General features: G+C 54.8%; 17 protein-coding genes. 9 read left to right on the top strand and 8 right to left on the bottom strand.

Translation table 11 applies throughout. The features are described from left to right. Positions 1 to 138: 138 nt before the first annotated feature. The 3 genes from RCF31_RS14150 to RCF31_RS14140 are packed head-to-tail and all read left to right on the top strand — an operon-like array spanning position 139 to position 1,996. Complete coding sequence (locus RCF31_RS14150) at positions 139 to 621, top strand: Hcp family type VI secretion system effector (protein ID WP_416411224.1); 483 nt, start codon at positions 139 to 141, stop codon at positions 619 to 621. 42 nt (positions 622 to 663) lie between these two features. Then, positions 664 to 1,146, top strand: coding sequence for an Hcp family type VI secretion system effector (locus RCF31_RS14145; protein WP_416411223.1), 483 nt, complete (start codon positions 664 to 666; stop codon positions 1,144 to 1,146). 16 nt (positions 1,147 to 1,162) lie between these two features. Then, complete coding sequence (locus RCF31_RS14140; protein ID WP_416411222.1) at positions 1,163 to 1,996, top strand: hypothetical protein; 834 nt, start codon at positions 1,163 to 1,165, stop codon at positions 1,994 to 1,996. A 9-nt stretch (positions 1,997 to 2,005) separates the two neighbouring features. Here the strand turns inward: RCF31_RS14140 and RCF31_RS14135 are convergent, their stop codons facing one another. Then, complete coding sequence (locus RCF31_RS14135) at positions 2,006 to 3,190, bottom strand: NAD(P)/FAD-dependent oxidoreductase (protein ID WP_299448271.1); 1,185 nt, start codon at positions 3,188 to 3,190, stop codon at positions 2,006 to 2,008. 241 nt (positions 3,191 to 3,431) lie between these two features. Here RCF31_RS14135 and pitA point away from each other — a divergent pair, with 241 nt between their 5' ends. Next, positions 3,432 to 4,931, top strand: a complete 1,500-nt coding sequence (gene pitA / locus RCF31_RS14130; RefSeq protein WP_299448273.1) for an inorganic phosphate transporter PitA — start codon at positions 3,432 to 3,434, stop codon at positions 4,929 to 4,931. Between the two features lie 48 nt (positions 4,932 to 4,979). Here the strand turns inward: pitA and uspB are convergent, their stop codons facing one another. Next, positions 4,980 to 5,315 carry a universal stress protein UspB gene (uspB, locus tag RCF31_RS14125; RefSeq protein ID WP_299448275.1) on the bottom strand — a complete coding sequence of 112 codons (336 nt, stop codon included), beginning with the start codon at positions 5,313 to 5,315 and terminating at the stop codon, positions 4,980 to 4,982. A 421-nt stretch (positions 5,316 to 5,736) separates the two neighbouring features. Between uspB and uspA the strand changes: the two genes are divergently transcribed. Then, the gene (gene uspA / locus RCF31_RS14120; protein WP_084877638.1) at positions 5,737 to 6,174 is read left to right on the top strand and encodes a universal stress protein UspA; all 438 of its coding nucleotides are present in this window, start codon (positions 5,737 to 5,739) and stop codon (positions 6,172 to 6,174) included. A 55-nt stretch (positions 6,175 to 6,229) separates the two neighbouring features. On the opposite strand, the gene rsmJ is transcribed toward uspA, so the two are convergent. Together rsmJ and prlC are read right to left on the bottom strand one after the other, a co-directional pair. Further along, on the bottom strand, positions 6,230 to 6,979 hold the full coding sequence (gene rsmJ, locus RCF31_RS14115; protein ID WP_416411221.1) for a 16S rRNA (guanine(1516)-N(2))-methyltransferase RsmJ: 750 nt from the start codon (positions 6,977 to 6,979) through the stop codon (positions 6,230 to 6,232). A gap of 8 nt (positions 6,980 to 6,987) precedes the next feature. Further along, positions 6,988 to 9,030 carry an oligopeptidase A gene (gene prlC / locus RCF31_RS14110; protein ID WP_299448282.1) on the bottom strand — a complete coding sequence of 681 codons (2,043 nt, stop codon included), beginning with the start codon at positions 9,028 to 9,030 and terminating at the stop codon, positions 6,988 to 6,990. A 204-nt stretch (positions 9,031 to 9,234) separates the two neighbouring features. On the opposite strand from prlC, the gene RCF31_RS14105 reads away from it, so the two are divergent. Then, on the top strand, positions 9,235 to 10,077 hold the full coding sequence (locus RCF31_RS14105) for a 23S rRNA (adenine(2030)-N(6))-methyltransferase RlmJ (RefSeq protein ID WP_084877647.1): 843 nt from the start codon (positions 9,235 to 9,237) through the stop codon (positions 10,075 to 10,077). 6 nt (positions 10,078 to 10,083) lie between these two features. Here the strand turns inward: RCF31_RS14105 and rnz are convergent, their stop codons facing one another. Then, positions 10,084 to 10,995: a ribonuclease Z gene (gene rnz, locus RCF31_RS14100; protein WP_416411220.1), complete on the bottom strand. Its 912-nt coding sequence runs from the start codon at positions 10,993 to 10,995 to the stop codon at positions 10,084 to 10,086. 124 nt (positions 10,996 to 11,119) lie between these two features. Between rnz and gorA the strand changes: the two genes are divergently transcribed. The 3 genes from gorA (at position 11,120) to RCF31_RS14085 (ending at position 14,725) form a co-directional block, all read left to right on the top strand. Further along, complete coding sequence (gene gorA / locus RCF31_RS14095) at positions 11,120 to 12,472, top strand: glutathione-disulfide reductase (protein WP_084877652.1); 1,353 nt, start codon at positions 11,120 to 11,122, stop codon at positions 12,470 to 12,472. A 219-nt stretch (positions 12,473 to 12,691) separates the two neighbouring features. Continuing rightward, positions 12,692 to 13,624 (top strand): nucleoside recognition domain-containing protein, encoded by a 933-nt coding sequence (locus RCF31_RS14090; protein WP_332665031.1) that lies wholly within the window; start codon positions 12,692 to 12,694, stop codon positions 13,622 to 13,624. A gap of 321 nt (positions 13,625 to 13,945) precedes the next feature. Beyond that, positions 13,946 to 14,725 carry an L-threonylcarbamoyladenylate synthase gene (locus RCF31_RS14085; RefSeq protein WP_299448292.1) on the top strand — a complete coding sequence of 260 codons (780 nt, stop codon included), beginning with the start codon at positions 13,946 to 13,948 and terminating at the stop codon, positions 14,723 to 14,725. Between the two features lie 105 nt (positions 14,726 to 14,830). Here RCF31_RS14085 and RCF31_RS14080 read toward each other — a convergent pair whose 3' ends face one another. From RCF31_RS14080 to RCF31_RS14070, 3 genes are all read right to left on the bottom strand, one after another. Beyond that, the gene (locus RCF31_RS14080; protein WP_416411219.1) at positions 14,831 to 15,847 is read right to left on the bottom strand and encodes a zinc-dependent alcohol dehydrogenase family protein; all 1,017 of its coding nucleotides are present in this window, start codon (positions 15,845 to 15,847) and stop codon (positions 14,831 to 14,833) included. 71 nt (positions 15,848 to 15,918) lie between these two features. Next, the gene (locus RCF31_RS14075) at positions 15,919 to 17,055 is read right to left on the bottom strand and encodes an epoxide hydrolase family protein (protein ID WP_416411218.1); all 1,137 of its coding nucleotides are present in this window, start codon (positions 17,053 to 17,055) and stop codon (positions 15,919 to 15,921) included. A gap of 381 nt (positions 17,056 to 17,436) precedes the next feature. After that, the gene (locus RCF31_RS14070) at positions 17,437 to 18,078 is read right to left on the bottom strand and encodes a hydrolase (protein WP_084877665.1); all 642 of its coding nucleotides are present in this window, start codon (positions 18,076 to 18,078) and stop codon (positions 17,437 to 17,439) included. Positions 18,079 to 18,171 lie beyond the last annotated feature (93 nt).

Here is an 18,171-nt window from a genome sequence, read left to right as displayed (position 1 = left end):
ATGGAATATATGACACGACGGCGACAGTATCATCTGTAGATTCACTGGCTCGATCACATCGGATGTCATTTTCACGTAACCGGCTGGGATTGCTATCCCATTTATCTTTCATGAAGAAAACTATCGGGAAATCAGGTAATGGCTATTGATATTTATTTGAAAGTTGACGGAACAACGGGTGAATCTCAGGACAGCAATCACAAAGGATGGACCGATGTACTTTCCTTTACCTGGGGGGCGGCACAGCCAGGAAATATGTCCGTTGGCGGCGGCGGTGGTGCCGGAAAAGTGGCTTACCGTGACCTCAATATTAAGGCGCTGATCGATAAATCCACCCCCGCCATTCTGAAGTACTGCTCCAGCGGTAAACATGTCGATAAAGTCGAGCTGTCCATTTGTAAAGCCGGTGGTAACCAGGTGGAATATTCCAAAATCACCCTTGAGGACGTGCTGGTCACCCAGACCGATTTCAACGGCGTCGGCCAGAGCGACACCATCGTCGTGGACTACTCCTTCCAGGCCGGCAAAATCTCCATGAGCTATTGGGAACAGGGTGAAAGCGGAACCAAAGGCGCCGAAAGCAAAGTGAGCTGGGACATTAAACAAAATAAAGAAAGCTAAATGCCCACAGCTCCCTGATATCACGATAAGGCGATAAAAACGATGGCGATAGATATTTTTTTAAAAGTCGATGGCATTGAAGGCGAATCGCAAAATGCTAATCACAAAAAATGGATCGATGTCTATTCATTTAGCTGGGGCGCAAAACAGCCGGGTAATATGGCGGTGGGCGGTGGTGGCGGCGCCGGGAAAGTGAAATACCGTGATCTGACTGTGCAGGCGTTAATTGATAAAGGTACCCCTGCGTTACTGAAATATTGCTCCAGCGGCAAACATGTTTCTAAGGTTCAGCTGTCGATCTGCAAGGCGGGTGGCCAGGAAGTGGAATATACCCTTATTACACTGGAAGATGTACTGGTGACGCAGACCGATTATATCGGTGTGGCGCATGGTTCAACCCTGGGTATGGAATACTCTTTTCAGGCCAGTAAAGTGGCGATGGAATATTGGGAGCAAACCTCGCAAGGGAATAAAGGCGCGTCAGTGCAGATGGGCTGGGATATCAAACAGAATAAAGAAGTTTAATCACGCTGGGGGCGTTATGGCATTTCCTAAGACGCAAGAAATCTTAGCACTGACGGTGCAACCAGAATTAAATAACAGCGTATCAGCGAATTTTTTAACTACTGATATTTTGAATGAAGCGCTGCTATTCATCAGCACCCTGGAGCCTCATGAGGTATCCCGGCTGGCAAAATCCGAGACCAGCACCATCGCTTACTCCTTGAATGATTACAAAACACTGGCCAATACCCGGCTGGCAGCCCGCGATGGTGAATCAGGTACTGGCGCACCCACCGGGAACAGGATTAGCCATATGGATAACCGGGTCGCCGGTTTTCGTGTGCAACATGTCGATAATTTCGCTAAAAGCACGGCAGCGGGAGCGGGCATATTTCTTGGCGCGGGCTTATGGGCCGGGCTGGGGTCCAGTGTTGGCAGTATTATTGGTCGCAATGCGGTGCAGTTTGGCGTAACAGCCGCCTCCGCCTGGGGGGCGCATTTTGTGACCAACAAAGTGGTCGCCGTTAATCAGATCGCATCGCATATCAAGCTGCTGGCCGATACCTTTAATACCACCCACAACGCATTTGGCGAATTCAGAAACGACCTGTATGTCAAACGTATGCAGTACAAACCGGATGAGGATCATCCCGTACGTTTTGAAGAGAAAGTGACGAATAGCAACGATATCATTCCTGGTCATGCCGCTGAGATCCAGCGTTTGCTGACGCATTTTATTAACCACAAATATCGGCGCGTCGATATCTTCGGTGAACCGGCAAGGTTTATGACCGTTGCTTTTGAGGCAGGCGATCCACTGGTGATCTCGCGTCCTCAGTACGATTACCTGATCAATTTAAAATTACCGTGATAGCAACCATTACAACGCCTGCGCGCATGCCCAGGCGGAACTCCACGCCCACTGGAAGTTATATCCCCCCAGCCAGCCGGTGACGTCCACCACCTCGCCAATAAAATACAATCCGGGCACATCGCGTGCTTCCATAGTTTTTGACGATAACAGGGTGGTATCCACACCGCCCAGCGTCACTTCTGCGGTGCGGTAGCCTTCAGTGCCGTTTGGCTGCACGCGCCACTGATGCAGCGTTTGCACCAGCTCGTTCTGCTGCTTACTGTTGAGTTGCTTCAGCGTGACATCAGGTAGCTGGTTCAGCACCTGCAACACTTCCACCAGGCGCTTCGGCAGGATTTTCGCCAGGCTGTTCTTCAGGCTGAGATTCGGATGCGCGTCGCGCTGCACATTAATGAAATCATCCAGCGGCGTGGCGGGAGAGAGATCTACCGTGACAAACTCGCCCGGTTGCCAGTAACTGGAGATCTGCAACACCGCCGGACCGGACAGCCCGCGATGGGTGAATAGCATCGCCTCTTTAAAGACGGTGCCATCCTGCGCGGTGATGGTGGTGGGTAAGGCCACGCCAGACAGCGTATTCAGCTGCTCCAGCAGCGGCTTATGCAGGGTAAAGGGCACCAGCGCTGCACGCGTCGGGAACACCTTCAGGCCAAACTGTTCCGCCACTTTATAACCAAAGGGCGAGGCACCCAGCCCGGGCATCGACAACCCCCCACTGGCGATAACCAGCTTTTCCGCCTGCACGGCCATGCCGTTCAGCTGCAAGGTGTAGCCCTGCTCGTCACGCTGCACGCTCAAAACTTCGCTGCGCAGCCGCAGCGTCACCTGCCCGGCCTCGCATTCCGCCAGCAGCATATCGACAATCTGCTGTGCGGAATCGTCGCAAAACAGCTGGCCGAGGGTTTTCTCGTGGTAAGCGATAGCATGACGATTGACCAGATCGATAAAATCCCACTGGGTATAACGCGCCAGCGCGGATTTGCAGAAATGGGGGTTGTGCGACAGGTAAGCTGCGGGTTCAGTGTACATATTGGTGAAATTACAGCGTCCGCCGCCCGACATCAGAATCTTGCGCCCGGCTTTTTTGCCGTTATCGAGCAGCAGCACACGGCGGCCACGTTGACCGGCCTGCGCAGCACAGAACATGCCAGCAGCACCTGCACCAATAATGATAACGTCAAACTTTTCCACTGCTTTTACCCATTTCACCCGAAAGGCGCTGATTGTAGTGATCTGTCCACAGGGGCGCCAGTGTCAAAAAATTGCCGTAAATATGTCACATTGTAACTGACTAATATTTCGACCTTTTTCCCCTGAATTACCGTGCAGATTACAACTTTAAGTCAAAAAAAGGCTATATTTCCCTTTCCCATACAGCATGTTGTCGCGGATAATGCGCCGCGTTCATGTCCTCCTAAATGGCGTAACGTTTATGCTACATCTGTTTGCTGGTCTTGACCTGAGTACCGGCCTGTTATTAGTTCTTGCTCTGCTGTTTGTATTGTTTTACGAAGCAATCAATGGCTTCCACGACACAGCCAACGCGGTTGCGACAGTTATCTACACCCGTGCGATGCGGGCGCAGCTGGCAGTTGTGATGGCGGGTGTTTTCAACTTCTTAGGTGTTTTACTGGGCGGTTTGAGTGTGGCTTATGCCATCGTTCATATGCTCCCCACCGATCTGCTATTAAATGTTGGTTCAGCTCACGGCCTTGCCATGGTGTTCTCCATGCTGCTGGCTGCGATTATCTGGAACCTCGGCACCTGGTATCTGGGTCTGCCGGCGTCCAGTTCCCACACCCTGATTGGTGCCATTATTGGTATTGGTCTCACCAATGCCCTGATGACCGGAACTTCGGTAGTTGACGCGCTCAACCTGCCTAAAGTTCTCAACATCTTCCTTTCTCTGATCCTGTCGCCGATTGTCGGTATGGTGATTGCCGGTAGCCTGATTTTCCTGTTACGGCGCTACTGGAGCGGGACCAAAAAACGCTCACGCACCCATATGACACCGGCGGAACGCGAGAAAATCGACGGCAAGAAAAAGCCGCCGTTCTGGACCCGGATCGCCCTGATTGTCTCCGCCATTGGCGTGAGCTATTCACACGGCGCGAACGATGGTCAGAAAGGCATTGGCCTGATCATGCTGGTGCTGATTGGCGTCGCGCCTGCGGGTTTTGTGGTGAACATCAATGCGTCCGGTTATGACATCTCCCGTACGCGTGATGCAGTAAATCATCTGGAGCAGTTTTATCAGCAGCACAACAACGCGCTGACGCACATCGTGCAGATGGCGCCACCGGCGGTGCCTGCGCCAGAAGAAACCACCAGTGGGCCGCATGAGTTTCACTGCGACAGTACCCGTGCGCTGCCAGCCATTCAGCGTGCACAGGGTTTGCTCAACAACCTGCAAAGCTACGATCAGCTGACGGTTGACCAGCGTAGCCAGATGCGCCGCCTGCTGCTGTGTATCTCCGATACCGCCGATAAAGCCGCGAAGCTGCCGGAAACCAGCGCTGACGATCAGCGTTTCCTGAATAAGCTGAAAGGTGACCTGCTGGGTACGGTCGAGTATGCTCCAATCTGGATCATCATGGCCGTGGCGATGGCACTGGGTATCGGCACCATGATTGGCTGGCGTCGTGTTGCCACCACCATTGGTGAGAAAATTGGCAAAAAAGGCATGACCTATGCCCAGGGCATGTCGGCACAGGTTACGGCCGCCGTCTCCATTGGTATTGCCAGCTATACCGGGATGCCGGTCTCAACGACGCATATTTTGTCGTCGTCAGTAGCCGGAACCATGCTGGTTGATGGTGGTGGCCTGCAAAGCCGCACCATTAAGAATATCGCGATGGCGTGGGTGTTCACCCTGCCGGTGTGTATTCTGCTTTCCGGTTCACTGTACTGGATTGCCCTGAAACTGGTGTAATCACGCCGGGCCAGACCCTTGAAGGGCGACAGCAATGTCGCCCTTTTTTTATTGCCAGAGGGCCATCGCGATCAGGCTGACCACCACCAAACCACACAAGCCGCTGGTCAGGATAAATTGCCCGCGCACCCGTTCACAGCGCCGGATAAATTCATCGTCATGATGATCACGATAACGTTTCTCCCAGATATAGCGCACCAGGCGCACCTGTTTGCTGGGCTGGCCGTGCGAAGTAAAGAAACCGGCACCATCCACATATTGATACAGCAGCGGGTCGCAACCGCGTAGCACCGCCAGTAACGAGCGCAGAGAAGAGAAGTAGCGCGCCATATTCACCAGACAAACCACACACAGAGCCCAAAAAAGCGCGATAGTGCTGATCATGATCCCCTCCCGGCTGGAGCCGCGGAGACGCGCACAGCGGGGTAACGCTGACAACGCCCCACGAGAAAGCCTTCCACTGAATGAATCGAATTGCATTGTTGTTTTGCGAGCCGAGCGGTCCGTACCAGCAACAATGTGACCGCCATTTTCAGTGTAGGAGATTTGGTAAAAATTTTTCCAGCGATGATTTTCGTTCACAGCGAGAGAAAAAAGAGATAACACTTGATCTGTCTCACAGGCGCACCGCGCCTTGCAGCATTTGTTAACAACTCTGGCTATACTGAAACCATAACAATAAACCGCCTGCAGGGCATAAATCTCGATGGGTGGCGCTTATCGCCGTTATGCGCAAAGGATTTCGCCAGCCGTGACGTGGCAGGAATTCGGGTTGCCCCCAGAATCTTGTGAAAGGAGTTATATCATGGCTTATAAACACATCCTGATTGCAGTAGACCTTTCCCCGGAAAGCCAGTTGCTGGTTGATAAAGCGGTCTCACTGGCTCGTCCTTACGAGGCGAAAATCTCCCTCATCCACGTTGATGTGAACTATTCAGACCTCTACACCGGGCTGATTGACGTCAATCTGGGGGATATGCAGAAACGTATCTCTGAAGAGACGCATACCGCGCTGAAAGAGCTTTCGACCAACGCCGGTTATCCCATCAGTGAAACCCTGAGCGGTAGCGGCGATCTCGGCCAGGTGCTGGTGGATGCGATTAGAAAATATGACGTGGATTTGGTGGTCTGTGGCCACCATCAGGACTTCTGGAGCAAACTGATGTCGTCAGCGCGTCAGCTGATTAATACGGTACATATCGATATGTTGATTGTGCCGCTGCATGATGACGACGAAGAGTAACCATAAAAAATATGCCGGCAACGCCGGCATATTTTTTTCAATCCGTGTAACGGCATCAGCCAAGCGGTGGATAGATATCAAAACGATGGCTTTTGGTGACCACTGCTGACTGCGTCACCACGCCCGCTAACGGCGGTGCGTAATCCGGACGCTTCACCACAATACGTTTCTTCGCCAGACGGCGCGCCGGTTCCAGCAACGCATCCGCATCCTCATCCGCCCCGACCAGCGACTGAAACACCCTCATCTCCTTTTTCACCATGGCGCTTTTCTGCCGGTGTGGATACATCGGGTCGAGATACACCACATCAGGCGCAGGTGTAATCTCGCTCAGTGCTTGCTGGCTCGCCACATGCAGCAACGTCAATCGCTCACGCAGCCAGCCGCCGATCTCAGGGTCGTCATAGCCACGGCGCAAGCCATCTTCCAGTAACGCCGCCACCACCGGATGACGCTCCAGCATGCGCACCCGGCACCCCAGTGCCGCCAGCACGAAAGCATCGCGCCCCAGGCCTGCGGTGGCATCGACCACATCCGGCAGGTAATCGCCCTTGATGCCCACCGCTTTCGCCACCGCCTCGCCACGTCCACCGCCAAAGCGACGGCGATGTGCCATCGCGCCAGAAACGAAATCGACAAAAATGCCGCCCAGTTTTGGCTCATCGCGTTTACGCAGCTCAAGATGGCTGGCCGTCAGCACCAGCGCAAGCCCGGAATCTTCGTCCTGTTCCAGCCCCCAGCGTTGCGCCAGAAGTAATAAGGCACCGTCTCCGGTGCCTGTTTCGTCAACTAAACCGATTTTCACAGGCCGGTTTATCCCTGAATCCCGTAATGTTCCAGCATCGCATCCAGCTGCGGTTCACGGCCACGGAAGCGTTTGAACAGCTCCATCGGCTCCTCAGAACCACCACGTGTCAGGATATTGTCGAGGAACGACTGACCGGTTTCGCGGTTGAAGATACCCTCTTCTTCGAAGCGTGAGTAAGCATCAGCAGCCAGCACGTCGGCCCACAGATAGCTGTAATAACCTGCGGCATAGCCGCCAGCAAATACGTGGCTGAAGGCGTGCGGGAAACGGCCCCATTCCGGGCTGGGTACCACGGCAACCTGCTTTTTCACTTCGCGCAGGGTTTCGAGGATTTTTGCGCCCTGCTCAGGATTGAACTCGGTATGCAGACGGAAATCGAACAGGCCGAACTCCAGCTGACGCAGGATAAACAGCGCTGCCTGATAGTTTTTCGCCGCCAGCATTTTATCCAGCAGTTCTTTCGGCAACGGCTCGCCGGTTTCATAGTGACCGGAGATAAACGCCAGCGCCTCCGGCTCCCAGCACCAGTTCTCCATAAACTGGCTCGGCAGCTCCACCGCATCCCACGGCACACCGCTGATACCGGACACGCCCGGGGTTTCGATACGCGTCAGCATATGATGCAGACCGTGGCCGAACTCGTGGAACAGGGTAATCACTTCATCGTGGGTGAACAGCGCCGGTTTGCCCTGCACCGGGCGGTTGAAGTTACAGGTGAGATACGCCACCGGTTTTTGCAGGCTGCCATCGGCTTTGCGCATCTGGCCGACACAGTCGTCCATCCACGCACCACCGCGTTTGTGTTCGCGGGCATACAGGTCAAGATAGAAGCTGCCGCGCAGTTCGCCGCTTTCATCGAACAGGTCGAAGAAACGCACGTCCGGGTGGTAAACATCCACATCTTTGCGCTCTTTCGCGCTGATACCGTAGATGCGTTTCACCACCTCAAACAGGCCGCTCACCGCACGCTCTTCCGGGAAGTACGGACGCAGCTGCTCATCGCTGATGGTGTACAGATGCTGTTTCTGTTTTTCCCCGTAGTACGTCAGGTCCCACGGGTTCATTTCGTCAACGCCAAACTCTTTTTTAGCGAAGGCACGCAGCTGGGCGAGTTCTTTTTCACCCTGCGGGCGAGCGCGTTTTGCCAGGTCGGTCAGGAAGTCGATCACCTGAGACGGGCTTTCCGCCATTTTGGTTGCCAGCGATTTGTCCGCGAAGGAGTCGAAGCCCAGCAGCTGAGCCAGCTCGTGACGCAGCGCCAGTTCCTCAGCCATTACCGGGCCGTTGTCCCATTTACCGGCATTCGGGCCTTGCTCGGAAGCACGAGTGGAGTACGCGCGGTACAACTCTTCACGCAGCGCAGCGTTGTCGCAGTAAGTCATCACCGGCAGATAGCTCGGGATATCCAGCGTCAGCAGCCAGCCTTGCTGCTCTTTGGCTTCTGCCTGGGCTTTGGCCGCCGCCAGCGCACTTTCCGGCATCCCCGCCAGTTCCGCTTCGTCGGTAATCAGCTTGCTCCAGCCCATGGTGGCATCGAGCACGTTGTTGCTATAGGTTGACCCCAGTTCAGACAGGCGCGCCGCGATGGCGCCGTAGCGTTTCTGTTTTTCTTTATCGAGGCCGATACCGGACAGCTCGAAATCACGCAGGCTGTTATCCACCACTTTTTTCTGCGCGATATCCAGCGCAGCGTAGTTATCGCCCTGCTTCAGGTTGACGTAAGCCTGATACAACCCTTCATGCTGGCCGACCCAGGTGCTGTACTCAGACAGCAGCGGCAGCGTCTGCTCGTAGGCTTCACGCAGTTCCGGGCTGTTTTTTACCGAATTCAGATGGCTGACCGGCGAGAAAATACGACCCAGACGGTCGTCAACTTCAGCCAGCGGCTGTACCAGATTATCCCAGCTATAAGGCGCGCCCTGTGCCACTACGCGTTCCACCGCCGCACGGCAGTCGTCCAGCGCTGCGGTGACAGCGGGAACCACATGTTCGGGTTTGATGGCGGAGAATGGCGGTAGCGTATAAGGCGTGAGTAACGGATTGGTCATAAGCGCAGTCCTTTCATTGGGGTGTGGGGCGCGAGCAGGTCGCGCAACGCAATCGTATTAACATGCGGCCTGATCGGCGGAAAATCAATGCCACGAAGGCACTGCCTGAAGCCGAAACGCCAGCAATTTTTATCCAGCGCGGCTATAATCGCGCCAGACACGATGTTCTGACTTCTTTGATCCAACCGCGGACCCCTCTTTTTTATGCTGAGTTATCGCCACAGTTTTCATGCCGGCAACCATGCCGACGTGCTCAAACACACCGTTGAGAGCCTGATCCTGACTGCCCTGATGGAGAAGGAGAAGCCTTTCCTCTATCTGGATACCCACGCCGGTGCCGGACGTTACCAGCTGAGCGGTGAGCACGCCGAGCGTACCGGTGAATATCTGGAAGGCATCGCGCGCATCTGGCAGCAGCCCGACGCACCGGAATTGCTGAAGCCTTATTTCTCCGCGATTCGTAACCTGAACCCTAACGGCACGCTGCGTTACTATCCAGGTTCGCCGCTGATTGCCCGCCATCTGCTGCGCCAGGACGATAAATTGCAGCTGACTGAGCTGCACTCCAGCGATTACCCGCTGCTGCGCAACGAGTTTAGCAAAGACAGCCGCGCCCGCGTCGAACGTGCGGACGGTTATCAACAGCTGAAATCGAAGCTGCCACCGCCCACGCGCCGTGGTCTGATTCTGATCGATCCGCCGTATGAGCTGAAAAGTGACTATCAGGCGGTGGTGAAAGGGATTCAGGAAGGCCACAAACGCTTCGGCACCGGTATCTACGCCTTGTGGTATCCGGTGGTGCTGCGTCAGCAAATCAAACATATGACCAAAGATTTGCAGGCCACCGGCATTCGCAACATTTTGCAGATTGAGCTGGCGGTGCGCCCGGACAGCGATCAACGCGGCATGACCGCCTCTGGCATGATCGTGATTAACCCGCCGTGGAAGCTGGAGCAGCAGATGAAAGAACTGCTGCCGTGGCTGCATCAGAAGCTGGTGCCCGCAGGCACCGGGCACACCCGCGTGGAGTGGATTACGCCGGAATAAGGTGCGCTAAACTTCGAACACCGCGAAATCATGTGCCAGCACCGTCTGCGGAAAGATGGACTGGCACTCCGCCAGCAATCTCTCCCGATCCTGCGACAAATAACGTGAACTGAAATGGGTGGCGATCAGCCTTTTCGCTCCAGCCTGTTTTGCCACCTGCGCCGTCTGAATCGTAGTGGAATGGCCGCGACTATTGGCTTTCTCCGCCAGCGCCGCCTCCAGCGTGGTTTCGTGCACCATCACATCCGCATCAGCCGCCAGTTGCAACGCCACCTCCGTCGGTCCGGTATCGCCAAAAATCGCCAGCACCTTGCCTTTGGTAGGTGGACCGAGATACTCCGCACCATCAATTTCGCGCCCATCTTCCAGCCGGATGCGCTCGCCCTGCTTCAGCTGCTGATACCAGGGACCACGCGGCACCCCTTCGGCCTTCAGACGCGGAGCATCGAGGAAGCCGGGTTTATCATGCTGCTCAATCCGATAGCCATAGCATTCAACGACATGGTTCATCGGCCAGGCGGTGACGCGAAACGCGCCATCGTCAAACACCAGCCCTGCACCGATCTCCACAATCTCCAGCGGAAAGCTGGTATAGGAGCCACTCAGGCTGAGTGCCGTTTCAATAAACTGGCGGATACCCTGCGGGCCATAAAGGGTGAGCGGTTCTTTGAGTCCCGCCATCGAGCGGCTGGTTAACAGCCCCGGCAGGCCAAAGATATGGTCGCCGTGCAGATGGGTGATAAAGATTTTTTCCAGCTTGCCCGGCTTGAGATCTGAACGCATGTATTGGTGCTGCGTCGCTTCACCACAATCAAACAGCCAGGTTTCACCGCGTTTGGACAGCGTCAGCGCAATGGCGGTGACATTACGTTGCAGGCTGGGCGCGCCTGCGCCAGTACCCAGAAAAGTCAGTTGCATGCTTGCTTCCGTGAAAATAGATTCGATTCAATGCTATTACAATCATAGGCGCAATCTTTGCGCCCTTTCCCCTGTCAGCGTTACACTCTAACCCAATTTTTCTTCCTGCAAATGGACACATCTGATGACCAGACATTTTGACTACCTTGCCATTGGCGGCGGCAGCGGCGGTATCGCCTCCATTAACCGTGCGGCGATGCACGGCCAGAAATGCGCCCTGATTGAAGCCAAAGAGCTGGGCGGCACCTGTGTCAACGTGGGTTGCGTACCGAAAAAAGTGATGTGGCATGCGGCGCAAATTGCTGAAGCTATCCACCTTTATGGCCCGGATTACGGTTTCGACACCACGGTCAACCGTTTCGACTGGTCAACCCTGGTGAAAAATCGCAGCGCCTATATCGATCGTATCCACACCTCCTACGACAACGTGCTGGGCAAAAATAACGTGGAAGTGATCAAAGGGTTCGCACGTTTTGTCGATGCGCACACCGTTGAAGTCAACGGCGAAACCATCACCGCCGATCATATCCTGATTGCTACCGGCGGCCGCCCGAGTCACCCACAAATCCCTGGCGCAGAATACGGCATCGATTCTGACGGTTTCTTCGAACTGGACGCCCTGCCGAAACGCGTTGCGGTGGTCGGCGCGGGCTATATCGCTGTTGAACTGGCGGGTGTGGTCAACGCGCTCGGCGCAGAAACCCACCTGTTCGTACGTAAACACGCGCCGCTACGCAGCTTTGATCCGCTGATCACCGACACGCTGGTGGAAGTGATGCAGGCTGAAGGTCCGTCATTGCATACCGACTCCATCCCAAAAGCGGTGATCAAAAACGCTGATGGCAGCCTGACGCTGCAACTGGAAAACGGCCACGCGCAGACCGTGGATTGCCTGGTGTGGGCGATTGGTCGTGAGCCAGCCAATGACAACTTCAACCTGGCGGTTACCGGCGTTGCGCTGGATGAGAAAGGCTATATCAAGGTCGATAAGTTCCAGAACACCAGCGTGCCAGGTATTTACGCGGTGGGCGATAACACCGGCGCGGTGGAGCTGACGCCGGTCGCGGTTGCCGCAGGCCGTCGCCTGTCAGAGCGTCTGTTTAACAACAAGCCGGACGAACATCTGGACTACAGCAACATCCCGACCGTGGTGTTCAGCCATCCGCCGATTGGCACCGTCGGCCTGACGGAACCCGAAGCGCGCGAGCAGTATGGTGATGACCAGGTGAAGGTGTATAAATCCGCCTTCACCGCCATGTACACCGCCGTCACCCAGCATCGCCAGCCGTGCCGCATGAAGCTGGTGTGTGTGGGGCCGGAGGAGAAGATCGTCGGTATCCACGGCATTGGTTTCGGCATGGATGAAATGCTGCAGGGCTTTGCGGTCGCACTGAAAATGGGTGCCACCAAAAAAGACTTTGATAATACCGTGGCTATCCACCCGACGGCGGCGGAAGAGTTTGTGACGATGCGTTAATTATCAGGCCAGCATGTGATGGCATGCTGGCTCCTCCCCCTGCCATTTCCTGCAAGATAAAAACCTTTTTATTCACTACTCAATCCCCTCCGACAGGGATAACATTTGCCCCTTTGCTGACGCGGGCGCGCTGGCATTTTTCTGGTGAGTTATTTGGCTAAGGGAGGCTGGCGTGAATTTCTGTTTTGCGCGGCGGTGGTTAAGCAGTAAGGGTCAGGCATGAATATTATCAGCATCATTATGTCGGCGGGCAAAGCCTCGGTGGATGTTGCGCTTTACACGCTGATTCCCATCATGGTGGTCATGCTATGCGTCATGAAATATCTGGAGGCAAAAGGCGTACTCGATTTTATTGTGCGTCATACCACGCCGTTATTAAAACCGCTCGGCATTACCGGGCTGGCGCTATTTGCCCTGATTCAACTCAATTTTGTTAGTTTTGCCGCACCGCTGGCTGCACTGGCCATCATGGAAAAACGCGGCACCTCCGATCGACATATGGCAGCCACGCTGGCGATGTTATTTGCCATGGGTCAGGCCAATGCCTTTTATCCCTTAATTCCCGCTGGCTTGCATTGGGGCGCAGCGATTCTGATCTCCATTTGCGGCGGCATACTGGCGGCAGCCAGCACTTATCACCTGTTTGGCCGCAAACTGTCGGGTGTCGCGCTGCGTGATGAAGACGAAGGGATCAGCCATAGCGAGGCGAAGCCCGGTCTGATTAGTATCATTAATAACGCCGGCTCCGATGCGATTCGTCTGGCGCTGGGTTCGTTGCCGATGCTGATCCTCTCGTTATCCGTGGTTGGCATACTTAAAGAGGCGGGCGGTGTCGAGTTGCTGAGCCGGGTGCTCTCACCGGTTCTGGCGCGGCTGAATATTTCCGAGGTCTACATTCTGCCCGCGCTCACCAAGTGCCTGGCCGGTGGTACCGCCTATTACGGTGTGGTGTCTGACTTGATCGCAAAAGGCCTGTACAGCGCCCACAATATTAACGCCTCTGCAGGCCTGTTGATTCAGACCTTCGACCTGCCTGGCATCGGGATTTTTCTCGGGCTTTCCACCCGTTTCCCGCGCCTGTTTCGTTTTGCTGTACCGGGCATTCTGCTGGGCATCGCCCTGCGCGCCGTTTCGCATAGCCTCCTTTTTTAAAGATTGCGCTAAACAGGTAACAACCTGTTTAGCGTTTTTACTTCTTAAAATAACACCATAATTTTCAGGCGTTATTTAAGATTAACCCTTTCAATTCCATTGTTATTTTCATCGATTGCACTCCTGATATTTTTAGTATTATTATCTGAAGAACATCATCACGGCAGTTGTAATTAACCCCATGATTATGATGGTTTATTGCAAGCGGATCATGGCGCCATATATCTCAGAGAAATATCAGGTTAATTACCTAACCCCTTAATTTTATCGCAGGTAATATTCCTGTTCGGCATATATTGAACACCAAGATAGGGTAGATCCATGAACGGTAAGAAAATAACCTGGAATGGCGGTTTGCAGCACGAAGCCATCGACATTCTGGCGAAAGAGGGCGGCATGATCGTCAGCCCGACCAAAGTCGGCTACATTATCATGACCTCAGATAAAGCTGGCCTCGAACGCAAGTTTGAAGCGAAGAACCGCAAACGTAACAAGCCCGGCGTGGTGCTGTGCGGCTCGCTGGAGCAGCTGCGCTCGCTGGCTCAGCTCAACCCGGAAATTGACGAGCTGTATCAACGTCATTGGGATCAGGACATTCTGCTGGGCTGCATTTTGCCATGGCGCGAAGAGGCGTTATCACGTATTCCTGACGACGGTTCCAAAGAGCTGATGATGGATGGCCGCCAGACCAGCTGTTTCGTTATTAAGTTTGGCAAGCCGGGTGAAATACTGGCAAAAGAATTGTGGGAAAAGCACGGCAAATTCTCCTTTGCCAGCTCCGCAAATCCATCAGGCCAGGGCAACCGGGGTCTGGTGGAAGGTATTGGCGAACGCATTGAATCCCGTGCTGATTTAATTATTGCCGCCAACGATTACGTGAAATCCATTCAGCCAAACGACGAAAATAAAGTGCGTTATGAGCAGGGTGTGATGGTGTCGATGGTGGATAGCACAGGCCGTTTGATTCCGGAACAAAAAGGCGAGCGTAAAATCACACCCTGTCCGGTGCTGATCCGCAAAGGCCTTGATGTTGATAAGATCATGTCACTGCTGTCGGATATTTTCCCATCATGGGATTACCGCCACGGCGATTATTATTAAGGTCAAAACAACGCGATAAATCGCGCCGCTACAGAGTTTGCAATGTTTTGTAGCGGCGCGATTCATCGCGCGGGTTTTACCGGAATTGCGCAATAAATTGCGCCGCTACCATTCCACCGTAATCTTGCCAAAGTGCCCGGCGCTCTCCTGATGCCGGAACGCCGCCGGTAAGTCACTCAGTGCACCAAAACTATCGCTGATCACCGGGCGCATGCCGGTCTGCTCCAGCGCACGAACAAAATCCTGCTGCTGGCGGCGATGGCCAACGATCAGGCCCTGAATCCTCGCCTGCTTCGCCATCAATCCGGCTGTCGGGATCACCCCTTCAAAGCCGGTCAGCACGCCGATTAACGCAATATGTCCACCGACACGCACCGCCTCAATGGATTGCGCCATGGTGCCGGGCCCACCCAGTTCAATCACCACATCCGCGCCTTTACCCCCGGTCAGCTGCTGCACTGCTTTGCCCCACTCGGGTGTGCTGCGGTAGTTAATCACCTCATCGGCCCCCAGCTCACGCGCATGCTCCAGCTTTTCATCCGAAGATGAGGTCACAATCACGCGCGCACCCATGCTTTTGGCGATTTGCAGCGCGGTGATGGAAACACCACCCGTGCCCAGCGTGAGAATGGTATCGCCAGCTTTGATCTGCGCATCCCCCACCAGCGCCCGCCAGGCCGTCAGACCGGAGGTGGTGATGGTGGCGGCTTCAGCATGACGCCAGCCAAGAGGTGCGAGGGTAAAATGGCTGGCCGGACGCACCACCACTTCGGCGGCAAAGCCGTGGGCACCATCGCCAGGCGTCTGGGTGAAATTGCCGACCTGTTGCTCAGGCAAACCATCCTGCCACTGCGGAAAGAAGCCGGACACCACATGGTCACCCGCCTTAAATTCACTGACGCCCGCACCGACTTCTTCCACCACGCCCGCGCCGTCCGCCATCATGATGCGGCCATCGGCGGTGGGAATGGATCCTTTTGCCACCAGCAGATCGTGAAAATTCAGAGAGGTGGCATGGATCGCCACCCGGATCTCACCCGGTCCCGGCTTACCCGGATCCGCCAGATCCACCCGTTGCAAATTCTCCAGTCCGCCAGGGCTTTTTAAGATCATCGCTTGCATTGTCTGTCATCCTCATCAGCAAAAAAGTAAGTGTGGCAGCGATGGCGAATCGCTGCCTTCGCCGATGGTGCTTAGCGCAGTGGGCGATAAAAAGTTCTGATCTCCTGCGCCAGCAGCTCCGGTTCTTCCATCGCGGTAAAATGTCCGCCGTGCGGCATCTCGGTCCACTGCTGAATATTAAGATGCTGTTCGGCCCAGCGCCGTGGCGGCGGCACCAGATCGTGAGGAAAACGCGCCAGCCCGGTCGGCACGCGAATATCGCCAATCGGCGGCAGCGAATGACTGTTCTCATAGTAAAGGTTGGCCGAACTACCGAAGCTGCCGGTGAGCCAGTACAGCATGATGTTATTGAGCAACTCATCCTTGCTGAACCGGTTAAACAGATCCCCCTGACAATCGCCCCAGCTACGGAATTTTTCCATAATCCAGCTCGCCAGCCCGACCGGTGAATCGTTGAGCGCGAACGCCAGCGTTTGTGGCTTAGTCGATTGCAGCGCCATGTAGGCCCCTTCCTGGGCTATCCACTTCAGCGCCACCGCCTGATAGTCACGCGCTTCATCCGTGAGATCGTCGCCTGTCGCCTGCATCAGCGGGCGAATTAACCCAATATCGGTGAGGTGAATCCCCACCAGCCTGCCAGGATGCAGCACCGCCAGATAACGCGTCACGCCAGAGCCGATATCCCCGCCAGCGGCGGCGAAACGGGCATAGCCCAGTTCCGTCATCATCTGCGCCCACAAGTCAGCAATTTGCGCGTTGTGGATCCCCTGCGGCGGGCAGCGAGAGAAGGCAAAGCCCGGCAGCGACGGCACGATAACGTCGAACGCATCCTCGGCCTTACCGCCAAAACGCACCGGGTCAGTCAGCAGGGGGATGATCTTCTGGTAACGCAGAAACGAATCGGGCCAGCCGTGGGTCAGCAGCAGCGGCAGCGGATTTGGCCCGTTGCCGCGTTGATGAATAAAATGCACCGGCGTTTCGCCCTGCTGCCAGTAAAAATGCGCCAGCTGGTTGAGTTCATGCTCCTGCTGACGCCAGTCATACTGATGCAGCCAGTAATCCACCAGCGCTTTCAGCTCATCAATGGCGGTGCCTTTTTGCCATGCCGTACCCGGTAGCGGAGCAGCCCAGCGCGTCTGGCGCAGCCGCCACTCCAGGTCATCTAACTGCGACTGCGCGATATCAATCTGAAACGGTTGCACAGACATAACCACTCCTCAGTTTAAGCAGACTCTGCCTCTACTGTAGCCTGATCAGGCATCTGCGCCATAGGCCAGTTAATCATCTCATCCAGGCCAGATATGATGGCTGGAAAGTAGCTTTCATCAAGACCAAAAAAATCTGACAATGTGACGCTATCAGCGTTGTCTTCAGGTCTTAAGGCAAGATCAACACCAACTGCGTTACCTATAGAAGACTGATGAAACTTAATTGAAACCTGATTAAAAAGATTGCTGAAAACTACCTGTAGCGGCGCGATTTATCGCGCAGGTTTTAAGATGCCGGGAAGTGCCTGAAAATAGCGCGATAAATCGCGCTGCTACGAATCAGTGCAGACAGTCGCATTAACCTGCCTTATACCCTAAATTTTACGCCTGACGTTGCGGAGCCTTATGCACCATGGTGTAGGCATAATCGACACCCATACCGTAGGCACCGCTGTGCTCACGCACCAGGTCCATCACCGCATCGTAAGTCTCTTTGCGTGACCAGTCGCGCTGGTACTCCAGCAGCACCTGCTGCCAGGTTACCGGCACGGCACCCGCCTGCACCATGCGCTGAACCGAACGCTCATGGGCATCGACGCTGGTGCCACCTGATGTATCCGTTACCACATAAACTTCATAACCGGCTTTCAGCGCCATCAGTGCCGGGAACGTCAGACAAACTTCCGTCCACAGGGCGGAGATGATCAGTTTTTTACGGCCGGTTTTTTCCACTGCCTCGACAAATTTGGCGTCTTCCCAGGAGTTCATGGAAGTACGCTCAATCGGCTTCGCTTCCGGGTGCACCGCCAGCAATTCCGGCCAGATGTAGCCGCTAAAACTTTCGGTCTCAACCGAGGTGTAAATCACCGGCACGTCGAAAATCTTGCCCGCTTTTGCCAGGGCAACGGTGTTATTTTTGAGCTGCTGGCGATCGATATTGGCCACGCCGAAAGCCATCTGCGGCTGGTGGTCGATGAAGATCAGGGTAGAGTTTTGCGGGTCGAGCAGGTCAAGTTTAGACATGGTTATTTCCTCAGCGGTATCGGTTTTGTGTGTTGTGTCGTTGAGATGAACTTTAAAAAAACCCGCGCTGAAGAGATAACGGAAAGAATTTTA

The sequence above is a fragment of the Pantoea sp. App145 genome, from assembly GCF_047947045.1.
In the GTDB taxonomy this organism is placed as follows: domain Bacteria; phylum Pseudomonadota; class Gammaproteobacteria; order Enterobacterales; family Enterobacteriaceae; genus Pantoea.
Note: the sequence above shows the minus strand (reverse complement) of the source record. Positions and strands in the feature narration are given on the sequence as shown.